Raw genomic sequence first — 20,197 nt, forward strand, 5'->3', positions numbered from 1 at the left:
CCCGCGCTGCGGGCGCCGTCTCGAGTGGTGCGCATTCTACCGAATCCGCCGTGGGCGTCAAGCGGGAATTTTACGAAGCGAATCGAAAAACACCTAACGAGACAACCACTTACCACCCTGCCCACCGCCTGCAACGTTGCCCGTCGCCGGCAGCGGATGCGTACTTTACGGCTATTGGTGAATCCATGCAACCCCGAATGTCAGAAAAATATAGCCCACCTCTCGATGTTCCGCCATGGCCTAGGGTAAAAATCTCGTACCAGCAAAGCTCAGATAATTAGCAAGTCCATGAAGCGGTGCACAGGCGTAGCCTCCAGGCGGCTCCTGTCCGAGCACAACGCGGCTACCCGCTCACAGCGGCCTGCTGGGAAGCGAGTCGCCAGGTTGCGCTTGAACTTTTCTTCGAGGAGGGGAATGCCTTCGCTGCGACGCCTGCGGTGACCGATGGGGTAGTCCACTTCGATGCACTCCGTGGCGCTGCCGTCGCTGAAAAATACCTGGATGGCATTGGCGATGGAGCGCTTATCAACGGCCAGATAATCTTGAGTAAAGCGCGGTTCCTCGACGACCTCCATCTTGTCTCTTAGCTTATCGATCACCGGATGCTGGTGATGAAAGGCATTTTCGTAGTGCTCGGCCGTCAGGTCGCCAAAGACTAACGGCACCGCCACCATGTACTGCAGGCAGTGATCGCGATCCGCCGGGTTGGCCAGTTCGCCCTCCTTGGAGATGATGCGAATCGCAGATTCATGCGTGGTGATGACGATGCGCTCGATTTCCTCCAGCCGATCCTTGACCTGGGGATGGAGCCGCACCGCCGCCTCGCAAGCGGTCTGGGCGTGGAATTCCGCAGGGAAAGCGATCTTGAACAGAACGTTTTCCATCACATAAGTACCGAATTCACGCTGAAAGCTGAATCTTCTCTCTCCTTCAGGTTTCAGCTTCTGGTCCTTGTTGGTCTTGGCGAAGAGAACATCATAAAAGCCCCACTGAGGCGCACTGAGGACACCGGGAATCCCCATCTCGCCACGCAGCGCAATATCGGCCAGGCGCACGCCGCGCGAGGTGGCGTCCCCCGCCGCCCAGCTCTTTCGCGAACCGGCGTTCGGCGCATGACGATAGGTCCGCAGGCTCTGGCCGTCGGCCCAGGCATGGGACAGTGCGGAGAGCAGCTGTTCGCGATCCGCCCCCATCAAATGCGCCGCCACCGCTGTGGAAGCGACTTTCACCAGCACCACGTGATCGAGCCCGACCCGATTGAACGAGTTGTCGAGCGCCAGAACGCCCTGGATCTCGTGAGCCTTGATCATCGCTTCCAGCACATCGCGCATGGTCAAGGGAGCCTCGCCCTGGGCTATTCGCTGCTGTGAAAGAAAATCGGCCAGGGCGAGGATGGCCCCGAGATTGTCGGAGGGATGCCCCCATTCCGCCGCTAGCCATGTGTCGTTGTAGTCGAGCCAACGAATGATACAGCCGATGTCCCAGGCAGCCTTGACCGGGTCCAAGCGGAAGGAAGTGCCGGGGACCCGGGCGCCGTTTGGCACGACGGTGCCTTCGACCAGCGGCCCCAAATGCTTCGTGCACTCGGGAAAACGCAGCGCCAACAGACCGCAGCCCAGGGTATCCATCAGGCAGTAGCGAGCGGTATCCATCGCTTCATCGCTCTCGATACGGTAATCGAGCACGTAGTCGGCGATCTTCTGCAGCTCGTCGTCGTACTCGGGGCGGACGTTGCGTTCGGCGGTGGCGCTCATGCTTCCTCCTGTCGCAGGCTCGGGTATCGTCTCCCTTCACTATAGAAAACGCCCCGGGCCTTGCGACCCGGGGCGAGAATCTAGCACCTGCTGGCGACTTAGAATGCATCGCCGGGAATTCGCACCCAGCCCTCCATCAGCACCCTTGCGCTGCGGCTCATCACCGCCTTGGTCGCTGTCCACTGGCCATCCTTACGGGAAGCTTCCGCCCCTACCCGCAGAGTGCCGGAGGGGTGCCCGAAGTGAACCGATCGGCGTTCGCCTCCTCCGGCAGCCAGGTTGACCAGGGTGCCGGGCACTGCCGCCGCCGTGGCGATGGCCACTGCCGCCGTACCCATCATGGCGTGGTGGAGCTTGCCCATGGAGAGCGCTCGCACGACGAGGTCGATATCGGAGGCCTTGATCGCCTTGCCGCTGGAGGCAACATAATCAGCCGGCGGCGCGACGAAGGCGACCTTGGGCGTGTGCTGACGCTCGGCCGCATCACTGACTTCCTTGATCAATCCCATGCGCACGCCCGCATGGGCGCGAATGGCTTCGAACATCGCCAGCGCCTGGGTATCGCCATTGATCGCTTCCTGCAGCTCAGTGCCGGTGTAGCCGACCGCCGCGGCATTGACGAAGACCGTGGGAATACCGGCATTGATCATGGTCGCCTCGAGGATGCCCACGCCCGGTACCTCCAGCTGATCGACCAGATTGCCGGTGGGGAACATGGCGCCATCGCCATCGGCCGGGTCCATGAATTCTACCGCCACCTCGGCAGCGGGAAAGGTCACGCCGTCGAGCTCGAAGTCACCGGTTTCCTGCACCTCGCCGTTGGCGATCGGCACCCGCGAGACGATGGTCTTGCCGATATTGGCTTGCCAGATCCGTACCGTGGCAATGCCGTTCTCGGGGATGCGAGACGGATCCAGCAGGCCGTTACTGATAGCGAAGGGGCCCACCGCTGACGAAAGGTTTCCGCAGTTGCCGCTCCAGTCGACGAAAGGCTTGTCGATGGAGACTTGGCCGAACAAGTAGTCGACATCGTGGTCCGGGCTTTCGCTTCTGGACAGGATCACTGTCTTGCTGGTGCTGGAGGTGGCGCCGCCCATGCCATCGATCTGCTTTTGGTAGGGGTCGGGACTGCCGATCACCCGCAGCAGCAGCGCATCGCGGGCCGGACCGGGCTGGCGTGCTGCCTCAGGCAGGTCATCCAGGCGGAAAAAGACACCTTTGCTGGTGCCGCCGCGCATGTAGGTAGCAGGAATCCTGATCTGGGGTACATATGCCATGCAAGTCGCTTCCTGAAAGTGACGCGAAGCGCCCCGGCAAGCATGGCCGGAGCGTTCGGTTGACGTAGGGTCAGGCCGTGGTCTCGACCTCGGACTCGAGGAAGTCCTGGGCGAAGCGCTGCAGCACGCCGCCCGCCTTGTAGACCGACACCTCTTCGGCGGTATCCAGGCGACACAGCACCGGCACGTGCTCGACGTCACCGTTGGCACGGTGTATGACCAGGGTCAGGGTCGCCCCCGGCGCCGGCTTGCCTTCCACATCGTAGGTCTCGGTGCCGTCGAGCTTCAGCGTGTGGCGCGTGGTGCCCTCCTCGAGCTGCAGCGGCATCACGCCCATGCCCACCAGGTTGGTACGGTGTATACGCTCGAAGCCTTCGGCCACAATGGCTTCCACGCCAGCCAACGCCACGCCCTTGGCCGCCCAGTCCCGCGAGCTACCCTGGCCATAGTCGGCACCGGCAATGATGATCAAAGGCTGGTCGCGCTCCATGTAGGTCTCGATGGCTTCCCACATGCGCGTCACCTTGCCCTCCGGCTCGACGCGTGCCAGCGAACCCTGGATCACCTCGCCCTTGTCGTCGCGCACCATCTCGTTGAACAGTTTGGGGTTGGCCAGGGTGGCACGCTGCGCGGTGAGGTGATCGCCGCGGTGGGTGGCATAGGAATTGAAGTCCTCCTCCGGCAGGCCCATCTTGGCCAGGTATTCGCCCGCCGCGCTGTCCGCCAGGATGGCGTTGGACGGCGACAGGTGGTCAGTGGTGATGTTGTCGGGCAGAATCGCCAGCGGCCGCATGCCTTTCAGCGCACGTTCGCGGGCCATGTTGCCCTCCCAGTAGGGCGGACGGCGGATATAGGTGCTCTGCGGACGCCAGTCGTATAGCGGGCTCTTGGCCTGTTCCACCTCGTCGAGGTTGAACATCGGGATGTAGACCTGCTTGAACTGCTCCGGCTTGACGTACTCGCCGACGATGGCGTCGATCTCCTCGTCGGAAGGCCACAGCTCCTTGAGGGTGACGGGATTGCCGTCCTTGTCGTAGCCCAGCGCGTCCTTCTCGATGTCGAAACGCACCGTGCCGGCAATGGCATAGGCCACCACCAGCGGCGGCGAGGCCAGGAAAGCCTGCTTGGCATAGGGATGGATGCGGCCATCGAAGTTGCGATTGCCTGACAGCACGGCAGTGGCGTAGAGGTCGCGGTCGATGATCTCCTGCTGGATTTCCGGACGCAGCGCGCCGGACATGCCGTTGCAGGTCGTGCAGGCGTAAGCGACGATGCCGAAGCCGAGCTTCTCGAGTTCGGGCAGCAGCCCCGCCTCCTCCAGGTACAGGCGAGCGACTTTCGAACCTGGCGCGAACGACGACTTCACCCACGGCTTGCGCACGAGGCCCAGTTCGTTGGCTTTTTTCGCCAGCAGGCCCGCAGCGACCACATTGCGCGGGTTGGAAGTATTGGTGCAGCTGGTGATGGCGGCAATGATCACCGCACCGTCGGGCATCCTGCCGGCCCTCTCCTCGGCCAGCGCTTCATCCAGGTTGGCGGCGATGCCGCGCTCGGCCAGCGCCCTGGTGGGCAGACGGCGGTGCGGGTTGGAGGGCCCGGCCAGGTTGCGCTCGACAGTGGAGAGGTCGAAGGTGAGCACGCGCTCGTACTCGGCTCCCTTTAAACTGCCGGCCCACAGGCCCACCGTCTTGGCATAGGTTTCGACCAGCGCCACCTGCTCCGGCTCACGACCGGTGATGGTCAGGTAGTCGAGAGTCTGCTCGTCGATGTAGAACATCGCCGCGGTGGCCCCGTACTCCGGCGTCATGTTGGAGATCGTGGCGCGATCGCCGATAGTCAGGCTCTCGGCGCCCTCGCCGAAGAACTCCAGATAGGCGCCGACCACGCGCTCATGGCGCAGGAACTCGGTGATAGCCAGCACGATGTCGGTGGCGGTGATGCCGGGCTGCCGCTTGCCGGTCAGCTCCACGCCGACGATGTCGGGCAGGCGCATCATTGAAGGACGGCCGAGCATCACGGTCTCGGCCTCGAGGCCGCCCACGCCGATGGCGATGACGCCCAGGCTGTCGATGTGCGGCGTGTGGCTGTCGGTGCCCACACAGGTGTCGGGGAACGCCACGCCATCGCGCGCCTGGATCACCGGCGACATCTTCTCCAGATTGATCTGGTGCATGATGCCATTGCCGGCGGGGATCACGTCGACGTTCTCGAAGGCGGTGCGCGTCCAGTCGATGAAGTGGAAGCGGTCTTCGTTGCGGCGATCCTCAATGGCGCGATTCTTGTCGAACGCCTGGGGATCGTCGCCACCACACTCCACCGCGAGCGAGTGGTCGACGATCAGCTGGGTCGGGACCACCGGGTTGACCTTGGCCGGGTCGCCACCCTTCTCGGCGATGGCGTCGCGCAGGCCAGCCAGGTCGACCAGCGCCGTCTGGCCGAGGATGTCATGGCACACCACCCGGGCCGGGTACCACGGGAAGTCGAGATCGCGACGGCGCTCGATCAGCTGCTTGAGCGCATCGGTGAGCAGCGCCGGCTCGCAGCGTCGCACGAGCTGTTCAGCCAACACCCGTGAGGTGTAAGGCAGGGTATCGTAGGCTCCGGGCTGGATCTCCTCGACGGCCGCACGCACGTCGAAGTAGTCCAGCTCGGTGCCGGGAAGGGATTTACGGTAATGAGTGTTCATGAGTCGACGGTCTTCGCGTGGTGTTGGGACAGGCGGGGACAGGCGGCCCCGGGGCCGCCCTTGTTGAGGAGGAGAGTCTCAGTCACGCTCCTCGATCGGCACCCACTCGCTCTTCTCGGGACCGATATAATCCGCGCTGGGACGAATGATGCGATTATTGGCGCGCTGTTCGAAGACATGGGCGCACCAGCCGGTGACGCGCGAGCAGACGAAGATCGGCGTGAACAGCTTGGTGGGTATGTCCATGAAGTGGTAGGCGCTGGCGTGGAAGAAATCGGCGTTGCAGAACAGCTTCTTTTCACGCCACATCACTTCCTCGACACGCTCGGAAACCGGATACAGGACCGTATCGCCCACGTCCTCGGCCAGCTTCTTCGACCACTGCTTGATGATCGCGTTGCGCGGGTCGGACTCGCGATAGATCGCATGCCCGAAGCCCATGATCTTCTCCTTGCGCTCGAGCATCCCCATGATCTCGCGCTCGGCCTCTTCCGGCGACTTCCAGTTCTCGATCATGTCCATCGCCGCCTCGTTGGCACCGCCGTGCAATGGGCCCCGCAGCGAACCGATGGCACCAGTGACACAAGAGTGCATGTCGGAGAGCGTCGAGGCGCAGACGCGAGCGGTAAAGGTCGAGGCGTTGAATTCATGCTCGGCATAAAGTATCAGCGAGACGTTCATGACCCGGGCATGCAGTTCGGAAGGCGCCTCGCCGCGCAGCAAATGCAGGAAGTGAGCGCCCACCGACTCGTCGTCGGTCTCGGTCTCGATGCGCACGCCGTCGTGACTGTAGCGATACCAATAGCAAATGATCGACGGCAGCACCGCGAGCAGACGGTCGGAAGCCTCCTGTTGCTCGTCGAAGCTCTCCTCGGTCTCGAGGTTCCCGAGCATGGAGGCGCCGGTACGCATCACGTCCATCGGATGGGCACTGGCCGGAATCTGCTCCAGTACGGCCTTGAGCGGTGCCGGCAAGCCGCGCAGCCCCTTGAGCTTGGTCACGTAGGCGTCGAGCTCGGCCCGGTTGGGCAGCTTGCCCTTGAGCAGCAGGTAGGCCACTTCCTCGAAGCGCGCCTTCTCGGCCAATTCCTTGATGTCGAAGCCGCGGTAGGTCAGGCCCGAACCGGTCTTGCCGACGGTACACAGGGCCGTGCTACCCGCGCTCTGGCCACGCAGGCCGGCGCCAGCATTGGGTTTATCTGCCATGTCGTGTCTCCTTGATCTGACGTTTTCTTGTCGTCGTAGGGTCGTGCTCAGGCATCTGAGCCCTTCTCGGCAAGCTGGCTTTCCGCAAACAGCGCATCGAGCTTCTGCTCGAAGGCGTGGTAGTTGAGGAAGTCGTAGAGTTCGTCTCGGGTCTGCATCAGTTCGACCACGTCCCGCTGATGGCCCTTGTCGTGGATGCTCTGGTAGACCTTCAATGCCGCAGCATTCATGGCACGGAAGGCTGACAACGGGTAAAGCACCATGCGACAGCCCACCTCAGCGAGCTCTTGTTGACTGAACAGCGGCGTCGCGCCGAACTCGGTGATATTGGCGAGTATCGGCGCCTGGATGCGTTTGCAGAACGCCCGGTAATCGTCGAGCGTGTGCACCGCTTCGGCGAAGATCGCATCGGCCCCCGCCTCGATGCAGGCGTTGGCACGATCGATGGCGGCATCCAGCCCCTCCTTCTGGAAGGCGTCGGTACGCGCGATCAGGTAGAAATCGGGATCGATGCGTGCATCGGCGGCGGCCTTGATGCGGTCGACCATCTCCTGCTTGGAGACGATCTCCTTGTTGGGCCGATGCCCGCAGCGCTTCTGTGCCACTTGATCTTCGATGTGCACCGCGGCGACACCGGCACGCTGCATCTCCTTGATGGTGCGGGCGATATTGAAGGCACCGCCCCAGCCGGTGTCGATATCCACCAGCAGCGGCAGATCGGTGGCGCCACAGATGCGATGGGCGTCCTGCACCACGTCGTTCAGGGTGGTCATGCCCAGGTCGGGCAGACCGAACGAGGCATTGGCCACCCCACCCCCCGATAGATAGATGGCCTGGTGACCGACCCGCTCAGCCATCATCGCCGTATAGGCATTGATAGTGCCGACGATGGGCAGCGGCCGGTTGGCCTCGAGAGCGGCGCGAAAGCGAGCGCCGGGCGTGGGTTGCGTCATGGGTAGGCTCCTCTGTGATCGTTCGAGCCGGCTCAGGCGGTGGCCTCGGCCTGCTCCTGGAGTATTTCGGCGTAGCGGTCGGCCACGTTGGCCCGCGAGGCGCTGACGTGGCGACGCATCAACAGTTCGGCCAGTTCGGCATCGCCGGCTTCAATGGCATCGACGATGCGATGATGCTCCACGAAGGCGCGCTGGGGCCGGGCGCCGCTGGCGCTGAACTGGGTGCGATAGAGCCGCACCAGGTAATAGAGGTCATCGCACAGCATGGTCATCAACATGCGATTGTGGCTGCCCTGGACGATGCGGTAGTGGAAATCCAGGTCTCCCTCGCGCTGGTAGTAGGCTTCACCGCTCTGCAGGTCCGACTGGCGCTCATGCACGGCAAGCACCTCGCGCAGCCCGGCTATCTCCTCGCGGGTCATGTTCTCGGCGGCCAGCCGTGCGGCCATGCTTTCCAGCGCCTCACGCACGTCGAACAGTTCGAGCAGTTCCTTCATCGACAGCTTGACCACCCGGGCCCCGACGTGGGGTACCCGCTCGATCAGGCGGTGGGCTTCCAGGCGACGCATCGCCTCGCGTAGCGGCCCGCGTGAGATGCCATAGGCCTTGGACAGGCCCGGCTCGGTGATCTTGCTTCCCGGCGCCAGCTCACCGCGGACGATGGCATCCTGCAGCTCATGGAAGACCCGCTCGGCCAGGGTCCGGACTTCGGGGGAGGTCTGTTCAGGGGCGACTGAGTTCATGGCAATTGTCGACAATTAGAGAGTGAGAAGACTTTAGTCATTGCGTTCCGCACGGTCAACCTCCCTCCCGGGACGTCATGCTACGCCTTTGGTGGTAGACAACGGGTCCATGCACCGTCCTCGTGTCGACAATCCCGCTGTCGACAATCCCGCTAGCCGAGGCGATAGACGCGATCCGCGACAACGACCTCACGACAAAACCCTCCTTGCCGCCTAGAATAAGTCGCCTGTTCTGAAGGGCCCTCTCGATGAATGCCAGACTGCTGTTTACCCCGCTCCCCTATCGAGACGCTCCGCTTGCCTACTTCGCGGCGTTGCGTCACCGCCCAGGCGCCGTACTGCTCGACAGCGGTCGCCCCGCTGCCCCCGGCGGGCGCTACGACATCATCTCGAGCGATCCCATCTCACTGCTGAGCGTCGACGGGCAGGGTGTCATCAGACTGAATGGTGAAGTGTGCAGCGATAACAGCAATCCATTCGCTGCCCAGCAGGCGCTGCTGGACGCCATGGCTCTTGAAGTACCGGATAGCGAGCTGCCCTTTGTTAGTGGCCTGATAGGCTATTGGGGCTACGACCTGGGTCGTGTGCTCGAGCCGGTTGGGCAATCCTCGCGCCGAGCGGTGGCGTTACCGGACAGCCGGGCGGGCCTGTACGACTGGGCGCTTATTCAGGACCATCAGCAACAGGAGTGCTGGCTGGTCGCGACTCGCGACAGGCGCGACCAGGTACTCGGTTGGCTACGACAGACCGCTCCTCCTCCTACCCCCGATTTTCGGCTCCTGTCCCCCTTCGAAGGCGAACTGGATCGCGACGGATACGCTCAACGCTTTGCGGCCGTACAGGACTATATTCGTGCAGGCGACTGTTACCAGATCAACCTGGCGCAGCGCTTCAGCGCTCCCTTCAGTGGCGACCTGTGGCACGCCTACCTACGCCTGCGCCAAGCCACGCCCACGCCATTTGCCGGCTACATGGCCTGGAGGGAAGGCCACGGCGAGCAGGCGATCCTGTCGCTCTCGCCTGAACGCTTTCTTCGCTGCCGCGCGGACGGCCATGTCGAGACGCGCCCGATCAAGGGCACCCGACCGCGCGGCGCTTCGCCCGAGGAGGATCGTCGGCTCGCAGCACAGCTGACGGCCAGTCTCAAGGATCGCGCCGAGAACGTGATGATCGTCGATCTCCTGCGCAACGACCTGGGGCGCGTGTGCCGACCGGGCAGCGTAAGGGTGCCGCAGCTGTGTGGGCTGGAAAGCTACGCCAATGTTCACCATCTGGTGAGTATCGTATGCGGTGAGCTGGCCAAGGGAAGACGGCCTCTCGACCTGCTCGCCGCCGCCTTTCCCGGCGGCTCGATTACCGGTGCCCCCAAGGTGCGCGCGATGCAGATCATCGATGAACTGGAGCCCAGCCGACGCAGCGTTTACTGCGGTAGCCTGGGTTTCGTCGATGTGCGAGGCAACATGGACACCTCGATTGCCATTCGTACCGCGGTGGCCGATGGCGGGCGAATCCATCTCTGGGGTGGCGGAGGTTTAGTGGCCGATTCCGCGGTCGAGGCGGAATACACCGAGACGCTGGACAAGATCCGTCATCTCATGGAAGCCCTGTCAGGCGTAAAGCACGACTTGGAATAAGCAGCTGGATTTACCATCATTTCGGCTATATTTATCCAATCAAACGGTATTGGGGCCGGGTAGGTTGCCTTTGATAGGGTAAAGGCAATTGTCTCAACGACCCTGGAGCTCTCATGGCAGAACTCGACGCTATCAATCAGGAACTAGGCAACGACCCCGATGCCCTGGTTCGCTGGGCCCTTGAGCAGGGCCAACGGCCTATCGTCACCACCAACTTTCGCCCCTTCGAGGCCGTTATCCTTCACCTGGTCACGCGCCAGCGGCCGGATATTCCTGTCGTCTGGATGGACCATGGCTACAATACCGAGGCCACATACCGCTTCGCAGATGCGCTGGTGAAGCGCCTCGACCTCAATCTGATCACCTATCTGCCGAAGCGCACCCGGGCTCACCGCGAGGCCATCGACGGACCCATGCCGGGCATCGATGATCCGCGCCATGACGCCTTCACTCATGAAGTGAAGCTCGAGCCGTTCGAGCGGGCGTTACGCGAGATGGCACCGGACGTCTGGTTCACGGCCCTGCGTGCCGAAGACACCCCAGAGCGCGCCCGCATGGCCCAGGTCAGCCGGAATGCCGATGGTCTGCTGAAGGTTTCGCCGCTGCTGCATTGGAGTGCCAAGGAGATGTACCAGTACCTGCAGCTGCATGACCTGCCCAACGAATTCGACTACTTCGACCCGACCAAGGTTGAAGAGAAGAGGGAGTGCGGACTGCACCTGCAGCACTGAGCCTCCCCAGCCTTTCCTCGATCATGGCCGAGCGATGCTCGGCCTTTCTACTAACGCACCGGCAGAGCGATATCGTTAAACAGCTCGGCTTCGTGCCGCGGCCCGACGGCAAGCGCAGCATCGACCAGGTCGCGCTCCAGATGGCCGGCAAATCCCTTGACGAAATCGTACATGTAACCGCGCATGAAGGTGCCACGGCGAATGCCGATCTTGGTGATCGAGCTTTCGAACAGATGCCCCGCCTCAAGCGCGACCAGGTCGTCGTCGAGCTCGGGGTCGTATGCCATGTGCGCCACAATACCGACCCCCAGGCCGAGCCTGACGTAGGTCTTGATCACATCGGCATCGGCGGCAGTAAGCACCACGTTGGGCGTCAGCCCCTTGGCACGGAAGGCATCGTCAAGTTGAGAGCGTCCCGTGAAACCGAATACGTAAGTCACGATCGGCTGGTCCGCCAGCCGATCGAGCGTCAGCTCGCCCGCTTCGGCTAGCGGATGATCACGCGGCACCAGCACACAGCGGTTCCAGCGATAACAGGGCAACAGTACCAGGTCGGTGAAGAGTTCCAGCGATTCGGTACAGATGGCAAAATCGGCCATGCCATCGCTGACCATTTGCGCGATCTGCTTGGGTGTGCCCTGCTGCATGTGCAGAGCGACATCGGGATACTTGCGCGTGAACTCACCGATCACCGGCGGCAGGGCATAGCGAGCTTGGGTGTGGGTCGTGGCGATGGAGAGACTCCCCCGCCGCTCGTCGCTATGCTCCTGTGCGACCTGCTTGATGTTGTCGGTGAGCCGCAGCACCTGGCCGGCAAGTTCGACGATGGCCTCTCCTGCCGGCGTGACCCGGGTCAGATGCTTTCCGCTGCGGGCGAAGATCTCGACGCCCAGTTCGTCTTCGAGCAGGCGAATCTGCTTGGAGATACCGGGCTGAGAAGTGAACAGGCTCTGGGCCGTTGCCGACACATTGAGGTTATGGCGAGTCACTTCCCAGACGTAGCGCAGCTGCTGTAGTTTCATGTTTCGAATCGGCTCCCTGGCGCCCGGCAGGTATATGCATCCACGGCTGGACACACCTCGGTCTAATCACCAAATAGCATAACGCTAAACGGATAGTACGACCATGAGCGTAAGACGCCCGCCTTCCGCGACCGAGAGCCCTGCGCCGAAGGCGAGCACGTTCAGGCGAAAGGAGCGAGGCGCTACACGCGCTAGCGTCTCGGGGTGTCAGGGCCCGCTGGTAGGCTTGCCGAAGTAGTCGCTGACCGGCTTGTCGACTGGCTTGTCAAGGCGCTCGGCGAACGCCTTGAGGCCATCGACAAGCGGTGCCACCGCGCGCCATAGCTCTTCGTCGTTGAGCATACGGTAAGCACCGCTGACGCCAGGGGCATCGACTCCCTCCTCGCCGGGTTGGTGCTGGCCGATACGATCCAGCGCCTCCTTGAGGGCGAAGGTCACCCGATAGAAGCGCTCTGGCGGGATGTCGGATAGCATCATGCCCAGCACGGCCAGGTTCTGGATGGCATTGAGGGTCGACTCCTTCCCAAGGCCATCCACCACGACGCTGGCAATCTTGGTATTTGCTCCCACCACATCGTTGGCCAGGCGAAGCACGCCATGCTCGTGCAAGGTTTGCAGCAGCTGTTCCAGCTCCTCGTGGGCATCGGGACCGATCCTGGGCGGCGTCACGTCATGCGAGATTCGTTCGGCCATTACATCTTCCTCGGGTTGGACTGCTGAGCGGGCGGCGGGGCGTAATCACTTCTGGCCCATTTCACTTCGACCTCGACACCTGACATCGGCGTAGGGCGGCCATAGCGGTAGTTGTGCGCGGGAAGGGGCGGGTCGCCACGTTTGTCGAGAACCTCGAGTTTGACGGCGGTTTCCTTGTAGGCCGGCGTCTGTACGTCGGGGTCGTTGTGCTCGCCCGTCAGCAGGTTGACGCCCGTCTTGCCGAAGTGAATGGGCAGGAACAACGTCTTGCCGCGCACGCGGTCGGTGATGACCGCAGGAAAGTCCACGCTGTCGCGCCGGGAGGTCAGCCGCACCCAAGTGCCCTCTTCTATGCCTCGCTCGGCGGCAAGCTCGGGGCTGACCTCGACGAAGCCGCGGGGTACCTGATCCCAAATCCCCTCGGACTGACCCGACTGATTGGTACCCTGGAACTGCTCGCGCATGCGACCGTTGTCGAGCAGCAGGTCGTACTCCTCGTCCGGCGCTTCCTCGGGGGGCTGCCACTCCAGCGGATGCAGGTTGGCCTTGCCATCCTCATTGGCGAAACCGTCGGCATACAGCAGCGGCGAGTCGGTGCCGTCCGCGGCCACGGGCCACAGCTGGGAGCTCCACCCCTCGAGCCGGTCGTAGCTGACCCCGGCAAACATGGGGGCGATGCGTGCGCACTCGGCCATGATTTCGGCGGGGTGGCCATAACCCCAATCGTGACCCATGCGGGAGGCGAGGTCGGTCAAGATACGCCAGTCCGGACGGCTGTCACCCAGAGGCTCGAGCACCTGATAGGAGCGCTGGATACGCCGCTCCGTATTCACGTAGGTACCCTCCTGCTCGACGCTGGGACAGGCGGGCAAAACGACGTCGGCATATTCGGCAGTGCGGCTCAGGAAGACATCCTGAACCACCATGAAGTCGAGCTTCTCGAAGCCCGAAATGACATTGTGGGTATTGGCATCCGAAAAAGCGGTTTCCTCACCGACGATATACATGGCCTTGATCTCTCTGTCATCGGCCGCCTGCACCATCAGGAAGTTGCCAAGGCCCGGCTTGTCGGAGAGTTCGTCGGGTGAGACGCCCCAACCTTGGGCCCAGCGCTTTCTCGCTTTTTCATCGGCGACGTGATCGTAACCGGGATAGCGATCGCGCAGGCAACCGAAGTCGCTGGCGCCCTGCACATTGTTGTGTCCGCGCATGGGGTAGCCCCCGGTGCCCGGCTTGCCGTAGTTGCCGGTCACCAGCAGCAGGTTGGAGAGCGCCGTGCTGGCATCAGAACCGTGGCTGTGCTGGGTGATGCCCATGGCCCACAGCAGACACACTGTCTTGGCGCGACCGATGGTTTCGGCGGCGTCGACCAATGCCTGTCGCGGGAGCCCGGTCTCGGCCTCGGCCAGTTCCAGCGTGAAGGGCTCGAGAGAGCGGCGGTACTCCTCCACGCCGTTGACCCAGCGGTCGAGGAAGTCGCGGTCGGCCAGGTCATGGTCGAACATGTAGCGCGAGAGCGCCGAAGCCCACACCAGGTCGGTGCCCGACTTCGGCCGTAGAAAGATATCCGCTCGCTCGGCCATCTCGTGCTTGCGGGGATCGACCACGATCAGCTTCTGCCCGCGCAGCTTCTGCGCCGCCTTGATGCGCGCGGCGATGACCGGATGGTTCTCGGCGGTATTGCTCCCCACGATCACCACCACCTCGGCGCGCTCGATATCCTTGATCGTACCGGCATCGCCACCGTAGCCGACGGTGCGAAACAGCCCCTTGGTGGCCGGGTTCTGACAGTAGCGTGAGGAATTGTCCACGTTGTTGGTGCCGATAACGCGCCGGGCGATCTTCTGCACCAGATAGGCCTGCTCGTTGGTCCCCTTGCTCGAGCCGATGAAGCCCAGGCTGTCGGGGCCGTGTCGATCACGCACCTCCAGCAGACGGCGCGCCACCAGGTCGAGCGCCTCATCCCAGCTCGCTTCGCGAAAGCGGCCATTGTCGCGAATCAGCGGCATGGTCAGCCGCTTCTCGCTATTGACGAAATCCCAGGCAAACTTGCCCTTGATACAGGTGGAGATACCATTGGCCGGCGCCTCAGGCACCGGCTGAACCTTGAGTATGTGGCGATTGCGGGTCCACATCTCGAACGAGCAGCCCACGCCGCAATAGGTGCACACGGTCTTGGTACGCTTGATCTCGGGCTGGCGCAGGTTCATGTCGATCTCGGAGAGTCCCGACACGGGCGTTGCACCCACCGTGGTTTCGAGCTTCTTGATGATTTCGATCATGGGGCGCTTGAGCGACCACGGCATGGCGGTAAAGGGCCCCACCTGGCCGTCCATGCTGTTCTCCATGAGCGCATTGCAAGGGCAGACCGTGACGCAGTGACCGCAGTGCACGCAGCTGGAGTCGTTGATGGGCTTGCCGCCATCCCACAGCACGCGTGGATGCTCGCTGGTGAAATCGATGGAGAGCGTCTCGTTGACCTCGACGTTCTGGCACGCCTCCACGCAGCGGCCGCAGAGAATGCACTGATCGGGGTCGTAGGTATAGAACGGGCTGGATGTATCCTTCTCGTAGGGCTTGCGCTGGAACTCGTAGCGCTGAATGGGAATCTGCATATCCACCATGGTGTTGTGGAGCGTGCAGTCACCGTTGTTGTTCTCGCACACCGTGCAATAGAGTTCGTGCTTGGACAATAAGCGGTCCATGCCCTCCTCGCGAGCGGCCCTGGCCTGTTCGCTGCGTGTCTCGACCTTCAGCCCGTCGTCGCTTTTCAGCGTGCAGCCGCGTTTCAGCTCTCCATCGACTTCGACCCAACAGGCGTCGCAGGTTTCCAGAACTCCCAGCGTAGGGTGATAGCAGACATGAGGCAGGTCGACGCCCTGCTTCTTGAGGAATTCGATCAAGGGCTCGCCGGCCCTCCCCCTCAAGCGTTCGCCGTCGAACGTGATCGTGCAAGTGGAAGTCATGGCCGGGTTCTCCCTGTCAAGGCCCGGCGGCAGTACGCTCGCCCGGCCTGCCTACCTGCAACGAACCAGACACAGGACCACGCCAGTCGCACTGCACTTGCGTCGCGGCAGCTCGCCAAGCGCAATCGAAGCCGGGCCACATCCGTATAGTTCCGCTCCGTGTCAAAACAGTAGCCGAGAACCCTCGGCCTGTCTAAGCGACACCTGGGGCATGCATATGGTTTTCTCTTGTTTTTCAAAAATTTGAAAAAGCGCTCGAACACAGGGACGCGCAACGGCTACGACAGATGACAGACGGGAACCGTCGCGTTGCCATTTGTGACACGCCACCTCGCCATGCCCCCTCTCAAGACCGCGTGAGCCGCTCCCTCGTCAAGCCGTCGCCATTTGCCAGACACACGGCCGACCGCTAACATCAGCCGACCGGACATGCCCACGGCATGTCACCCGATCCGCTCGATGTAGCGCAACGTAACTGGAGATTCACATGGCCAATAACGTCGATGTCACCAATGCCAACTTCGAGCAGGAAGTCATGAAGGCAGATCAACCCGTGCTGCTCAAGTTCTGGGCCCCTTGGTGCGGTCCCTGCAAAGTGATGGCTCCGGTGATCGACGAGGTTGCCGAGGAGCGTTCCGACAGCCTCAAGGTCGTCAGCATCAACGTGGATGATGCCCCTGAAATCGCCGCGGAACAGGGCGTGCGCGGCGTGCCGACCGTGATGCTGTTCAAGTCGGGTTCCAAGGTCGCCTCGCTCGTAGGCGCGCAATCCAAGTCGCAGCTGGTGCAGTTCATCGATCAGAACGCCTGATTTTGCCTACCCTTCGTGATCGCTTCGCCCCGGCTCATGCCGGGGCGATTGCGTTTCGCCGTACGCCGAGCGCGCCTTTCTCTCGCTGCGGTCCGTCAGCACGCTGTCCGTGATGGGCCGTTTGCCCGGGCCCAGCAAGTGAGCAAGCCACCGCGTCTGTGGGTGGCTGTCCAGAGCGATCTTGAGTGTCATGGTCAATACCACCGAGAGCAGCATGCCGACCACACCCAGCATCCAGCCCCATACCACCAGCGACAGGAAAGCAACGAAGGTCGAGAGCCCCAGGGCTCGCCCCATCAGGCGTGGTTCGACCAGGTTGCCGAGCACGAAGTTGATGATCAGATAGGCCATGGCCAGGACGAAGGCATCGAACACCCCGCCATCCTGCGACACCAGCAGCAGCAGCACCGGCGGCAGTGCCGCGATGGCGGAACCAATGTTAGGGATATAATTGAGCGCAAAGGCCATTACGCCCCACAGCAAAGGAAAGTCCACGCCAGACAACAGGCAGGCAAGCCAGGCCAGAATTCCGGTAAGGAGGCTGACCAGTGTCTTGACCGCCAGGTAGCGCTTGAGCTTTTGGCTGAACTCATGGAAGCGGCTCAGGCTGGCTTGCGGATCGTCCAGCGCGTGGTTGACCTTGTGTCGAAAGTTGAGCGTCTCGAACAGCATGAAGACCACCAGCAGGGCTACCACCACGCTCTGCATCAGCAGGTTGCCGAGACCTCCCAGCAGGGTCGAGAGCCACCCCTCCTCATCCTCGACCTCGACCAGGCCGGCGAGGGTATCGGGGTTGATGGCAAGGCCCATGGAGGCGAGGCTGTCGAGGACGTTGAGATAGTGGTTGTAAAGTCGCCCTTCGATGCCCGGCAGCGCCTCAATGAAGGTGCCAAAGGCGTTGACGGCCAGCAGCCCTACCAGGGATAGAAAACCGCCAATCACCAGCAGGGTGACCAGCACCGCCAGGCGCAGGCTCAGTCCCCGCCGGTGCAGCCAGTTCACCGGCGAGGTGCAGATTACCGTGATAAACAGCCCCAGCAGGATCGGGATGACCAGATCGGCACCGGCACGTATGCCGGCGATGATGACCACCAGCGCGGCAAGGGCCAGCGTCAGGGTAAGCGGAAAACCGTATCGCGCGTTCTCGTCGCGGTGAAGCATGCCATCTATCCATGTTTGGCGAGTCCTGCTTATCATGACCCTTACCGGGCCGAGGCACAAACTCCTCGCCCACCGTTGAAACCTGCCACGACGCATGACAGGCCCAATCCAGGGCCTGCCGGCTATTTTCCGACCCGTGCCGCAAGGAGGCCAACCCGATGTTGCCGAATCGTTTCCATTGCCTGTTGATGGTCAGCCTGCTGGCCATCTCCCCGTTCACGGTTGCCGTTGCCCAGGTCGATGAACCTCGCGCCCGACTGGACGTTCATGCCGAGGCCCAGCTCGACGTGGTACCTGATCGAGCCACGCTCAGCGCCCGTCTATGGGAGCGTACCCCGGCCGTGGCGCGCCACGACGACGACACCGATGCCGACGCCCTGCGCCAGGCACGCGATCGGCTGGAAGAGCGTGCCACGGGTCTGATCCAGGCATTGGAAGACGCCGGTGTGGAACGCGACGACATCAGCGCGGGGTCGCTCAGCGTGCAGCCGGAGTACGTACCCGCTCCCCGCCGCAGCGATGGCGACGGCGATCAGGAGATGTTGACGCGCACGCGGCTGGAGCGCCCCTTCGAGGTACGCGTCGATGACCTGGAACGCCTGCCAGGCCTGCTCGACGCCCTGACCGCAGCCGGCGTCAACGCCATGGATGGCATCAGCTACGACCTGACCGACCGCGATGCCGCCACTGACGAGGCGCTGGTGAAGGCACTGGAAAAGGCACGCCGCAAGGGAGAGCTGATGGCACGTACCATGGGGGTTTCGCTCGGCGCCGTGGCCGGCATCAGCGAGACGCGTCCACCGGTCTACGCCCCGCGCATGATGGCGATGAGTGCCGACGCCCGGGAGAGCGCCGGCCAGGCTGAGTACCGCCCCGGAACGATCGTCATCGAGGCGGGCGTCAGCGTCAGTTGGGAGATCGAGAATTGATGATGGCGATTCCGCCCAGGTAGGGGCGCAGCGCCTCGGGTACGGTGATGGATCCATCGGCGTTCTGGTGGTTTTCCATCACCGCGATGAGGCAGCGCCCTACCGCCAGGCCCGAACCATTGAGCGTATGCAGGAGCTGCGGTTTCTTTTGCTCGGGATGGCGAAAACGCGCCTGCATGCGTCGCGCCTGGAAGTCTTCGCAGTTGGAGACCGAGGAAATCTCCCGGTAGGTCTGCTGGCTCGGCAGCCAGACTTCCAGGTCATAGGTCTTGGCCGCACCGAAGCCCATGTCGCCGGTACATAGCGTGACCACCCGGTAAGGCAACTCGAGCGCCTGCAGGATCGCCTCGGCGTGGCCGCGCATCTCTTCGAGCGCGGTGTAGCTCTTCTCGGGCTCCACCAGTTGCACCATCTCGACCTTGTCGAACTGATGCTGACGGATCATGCCGCGCGTATCGCGGCCATGGGAGCCCGCCTCGCTGCGAAAGCACGGCGTGTGAGCGGTGAGCTTGAGCGGCAGCGCCTTGTACTCGAGAATCTCGTCACGGGCGAAATTGGTCAGCGGCACCTCGGCGGTGGGAATCAGGTGGAAGCTGCGCTCGTCCTCCAGCCGAAACAGATCCTCGCCGAACTTAGGTAGCTGGCCGGTTCCGTAAAGCGAGGCCTCGTTGACCATGTAGGGCACGTAGCACTCCTCATAGCCATGTTCGAGGGTCTGCTTGTCGAGCATGAACTGCGTCAGGGCGCGGTGCAGCCGCGCAATTTCCCGTCGCATCACGGCGAAGCGCGAACCGGTCAGCTTGGCCGCAAGTTCGAAATCCAGCTCGCCCTTGAGCGCGCCCAGGTCCACGTGGTCGCGCACCTCGAAATCGTAGGCACGGGGCGTGCCCCAGCGATGCAGTTCGACGTTCTCCTCTTCGCTCTCACCCACCGGCACGCTGTCGTGGGGCAGGTTGGGAATACCGCTCGCCAGGGCATCCCAGTCGGCCTGCACCTCAGCCAGCTGCCGCTTGGCGGCGTCGAGCCGGTCGCCGAGATCGCTCACCTCGTCGAGTAGTGGCTGGATATCCTCGCCGGCGGCCTTGGCCTTGCCGATCGCCTTGGAACGCGTATTGCGCTCGTTCTGCAGATTCTCCGTCTCGGTCTGCAGTTCGCGACGCCGGGACTCCAGCGCTTCGAGACGATCGGTATCGAGCGTGAAGCCGCGCTTGGCCAGTCGTTGAGCGACAGCAGCAAGGTCGCTGCGCAGCAGTTTGGGATCGAGCATGGCATCCAGCCCCTGTGAAAGCGAAACGGTAAATGCGGGTAAACGGCGAAACATTGTAGGCAAAAGGCCGTCGAGGTGCCACGCCGCCGCACCCCGGCAGGATGCACGCCCCTGCCAAGCACGATAAAGTAGCGCTATTCCCTGCCAGCCCGACGCACCGGGCAGCGTTTCACGACCGAATCGATACCCATGATTGCACGACTGGACACCACCGAATCGAGTGCCACCGCTGCGCTCGGCGCTCACTACCTGCGCTTTCTCGAAGCGCTCAAAGCCGCCGGCTTCGAGGGCGAGATCGCCCCGGACTACGCCAGCCGTACCGTGCTGGCCACCGACAACTCGATCTACCAGCGCCTGCCCCAGG

The 20,197-nt window shown here is 62.8% G+C and carries 15 protein-coding genes; 4 read left to right on the forward strand and 11 right to left on the reverse strand.

The window, feature by feature from the left end; all coding sequences use genetic code 11:
* Positions 1 to 269: 269 nt before the first annotated feature.
* From prpD to ACOJCM_RS12960, 6 genes are all read right to left on the reverse strand, one after another.
* Entirely contained in the window at positions 270 to 1,754 is a 1,485-nt protein-coding gene (gene prpD, locus ACOJCM_RS12935) for a 2-methylcitrate dehydratase (RefSeq protein ID WP_445212470.1), read from the reverse strand.
* A 98-nt stretch (positions 1,755 to 1,852) separates the two neighbouring features.
* A complete protein-coding gene (gene prpF / locus ACOJCM_RS12940; protein WP_445212471.1) occupies positions 1,853 to 3,031 on the reverse strand; it encodes a 2-methylaconitate cis-trans isomerase PrpF in 1,179 nt (392 codons plus the stop codon).
* 70 nt (positions 3,032 to 3,101) lie between these two features.
* Positions 3,102 to 5,717, reverse strand: coding sequence for a Fe/S-dependent 2-methylisocitrate dehydratase AcnD (gene acnD, locus ACOJCM_RS12945; protein WP_445212472.1), 2,616 nt, complete (start codon positions 5,715 to 5,717; stop codon positions 3,102 to 3,104).
* Positions 5,718 to 5,795: 78 nt separating this feature from the next.
* Positions 5,796 to 6,923 (reverse strand): bifunctional 2-methylcitrate synthase/citrate synthase, encoded by a 1,128-nt coding sequence (gene prpC, locus ACOJCM_RS12950; protein ID WP_445212473.1) that lies wholly within the window; start codon positions 6,921 to 6,923, stop codon positions 5,796 to 5,798.
* 47 nt (positions 6,924 to 6,970) lie between these two features.
* A complete protein-coding gene (gene prpB, locus ACOJCM_RS12955; RefSeq protein WP_445212474.1) occupies positions 6,971 to 7,876 on the reverse strand; it encodes a methylisocitrate lyase in 906 nt (301 codons plus the stop codon).
* Positions 7,877 to 7,908: 32 nt separating this feature from the next.
* Positions 7,909 to 8,619, reverse strand: a complete 711-nt coding sequence (locus ACOJCM_RS12960) for a GntR family transcriptional regulator (RefSeq protein ID WP_445212475.1) — start codon at positions 8,617 to 8,619, stop codon at positions 7,909 to 7,911.
* 248 nt (positions 8,620 to 8,867) lie between these two features.
* Between ACOJCM_RS12960 and pabB the strand changes: the two genes are divergently transcribed.
* Positions 8,868 to 10,253, forward strand: a complete 1,386-nt coding sequence (gene pabB / locus ACOJCM_RS12965) for an aminodeoxychorismate synthase component I (RefSeq protein ID WP_445212476.1) — start codon at positions 8,868 to 8,870, stop codon at positions 10,251 to 10,253.
* A gap of 113 nt (positions 10,254 to 10,366) precedes the next feature.
* Positions 10,367 to 10,984 carry a phosphoadenosine phosphosulfate reductase domain-containing protein gene (locus ACOJCM_RS12970; protein ID WP_445212477.1) on the forward strand — a complete coding sequence of 206 codons (618 nt, stop codon included), beginning with the start codon at positions 10,367 to 10,369 and terminating at the stop codon, positions 10,982 to 10,984.
* 50 nt (positions 10,985 to 11,034) lie between these two features.
* Here ACOJCM_RS12970 and cysB read toward each other — a convergent pair whose 3' ends face one another.
* The 3 genes from cysB to fdhF all read right to left on the reverse strand — a co-directional run bounded on the left by cysB (position 11,035) and on the right by fdhF (position 15,665).
* Complete coding sequence (gene cysB / locus ACOJCM_RS12975) at positions 11,035 to 12,006, reverse strand: HTH-type transcriptional regulator CysB (protein WP_445212478.1); 972 nt, start codon at positions 12,004 to 12,006, stop codon at positions 11,035 to 11,037.
* A gap of 207 nt (positions 12,007 to 12,213) precedes the next feature.
* Positions 12,214 to 12,699, reverse strand: coding sequence for a DUF1641 domain-containing protein (locus ACOJCM_RS12980; RefSeq protein WP_445212479.1), 486 nt, complete (start codon positions 12,697 to 12,699; stop codon positions 12,214 to 12,216).
* A complete protein-coding gene (gene fdhF / locus ACOJCM_RS12985; protein WP_445212480.1) occupies positions 12,699 to 15,665 on the reverse strand; it encodes a formate dehydrogenase subunit alpha in 2,967 nt (988 codons plus the stop codon). Before fdhF ends, ACOJCM_RS12980 begins: the two co-directional genes overlap by 1 nt.
* A gap of 487 nt (positions 15,666 to 16,152) precedes the next feature.
* Between fdhF and trxA the strand changes: the two genes are divergently transcribed.
* Positions 16,153 to 16,476 carry a thioredoxin gene (gene trxA / locus ACOJCM_RS12990; protein ID WP_445212481.1) on the forward strand — a complete coding sequence of 108 codons (324 nt, stop codon included), beginning with the start codon at positions 16,153 to 16,155 and terminating at the stop codon, positions 16,474 to 16,476.
* Between the two features lie 6 nt (positions 16,477 to 16,482).
* On the opposite strand, the gene ACOJCM_RS12995 is transcribed toward trxA, so the two are convergent.
* Positions 16,483 to 17,637, reverse strand: a complete 1,155-nt coding sequence (locus ACOJCM_RS12995; RefSeq protein WP_445212482.1) for an AI-2E family transporter — start codon at positions 17,635 to 17,637, stop codon at positions 16,483 to 16,485.
* A 158-nt stretch (positions 17,638 to 17,795) separates the two neighbouring features.
* Here ACOJCM_RS12995 and ACOJCM_RS13000 point away from each other — a divergent pair, with 158 nt between their 5' ends.
* The gene (locus ACOJCM_RS13000) at positions 17,796 to 18,566 is read left to right on the forward strand and encodes an SIMPL domain-containing protein (protein ID WP_445212483.1); all 771 of its coding nucleotides are present in this window, start codon (positions 17,796 to 17,798) and stop codon (positions 18,564 to 18,566) included.
* On the opposite strand, the gene serS is transcribed toward ACOJCM_RS13000, so the two are convergent.
* The gene (serS, locus tag ACOJCM_RS13005) at positions 18,544 to 19,833 is read right to left on the reverse strand and encodes a serine--tRNA ligase (RefSeq protein ID WP_445212484.1); all 1,290 of its coding nucleotides are present in this window, start codon (positions 19,831 to 19,833) and stop codon (positions 18,544 to 18,546) included. The two genes, ACOJCM_RS13000 and serS, sit on opposite strands and share 23 nt — an antisense overlap.
* Positions 19,834 to 20,197 lie beyond the last annotated feature (364 nt).

It is taken from the genome of Billgrantia hypersalina (genome assembly GCF_052584175.1).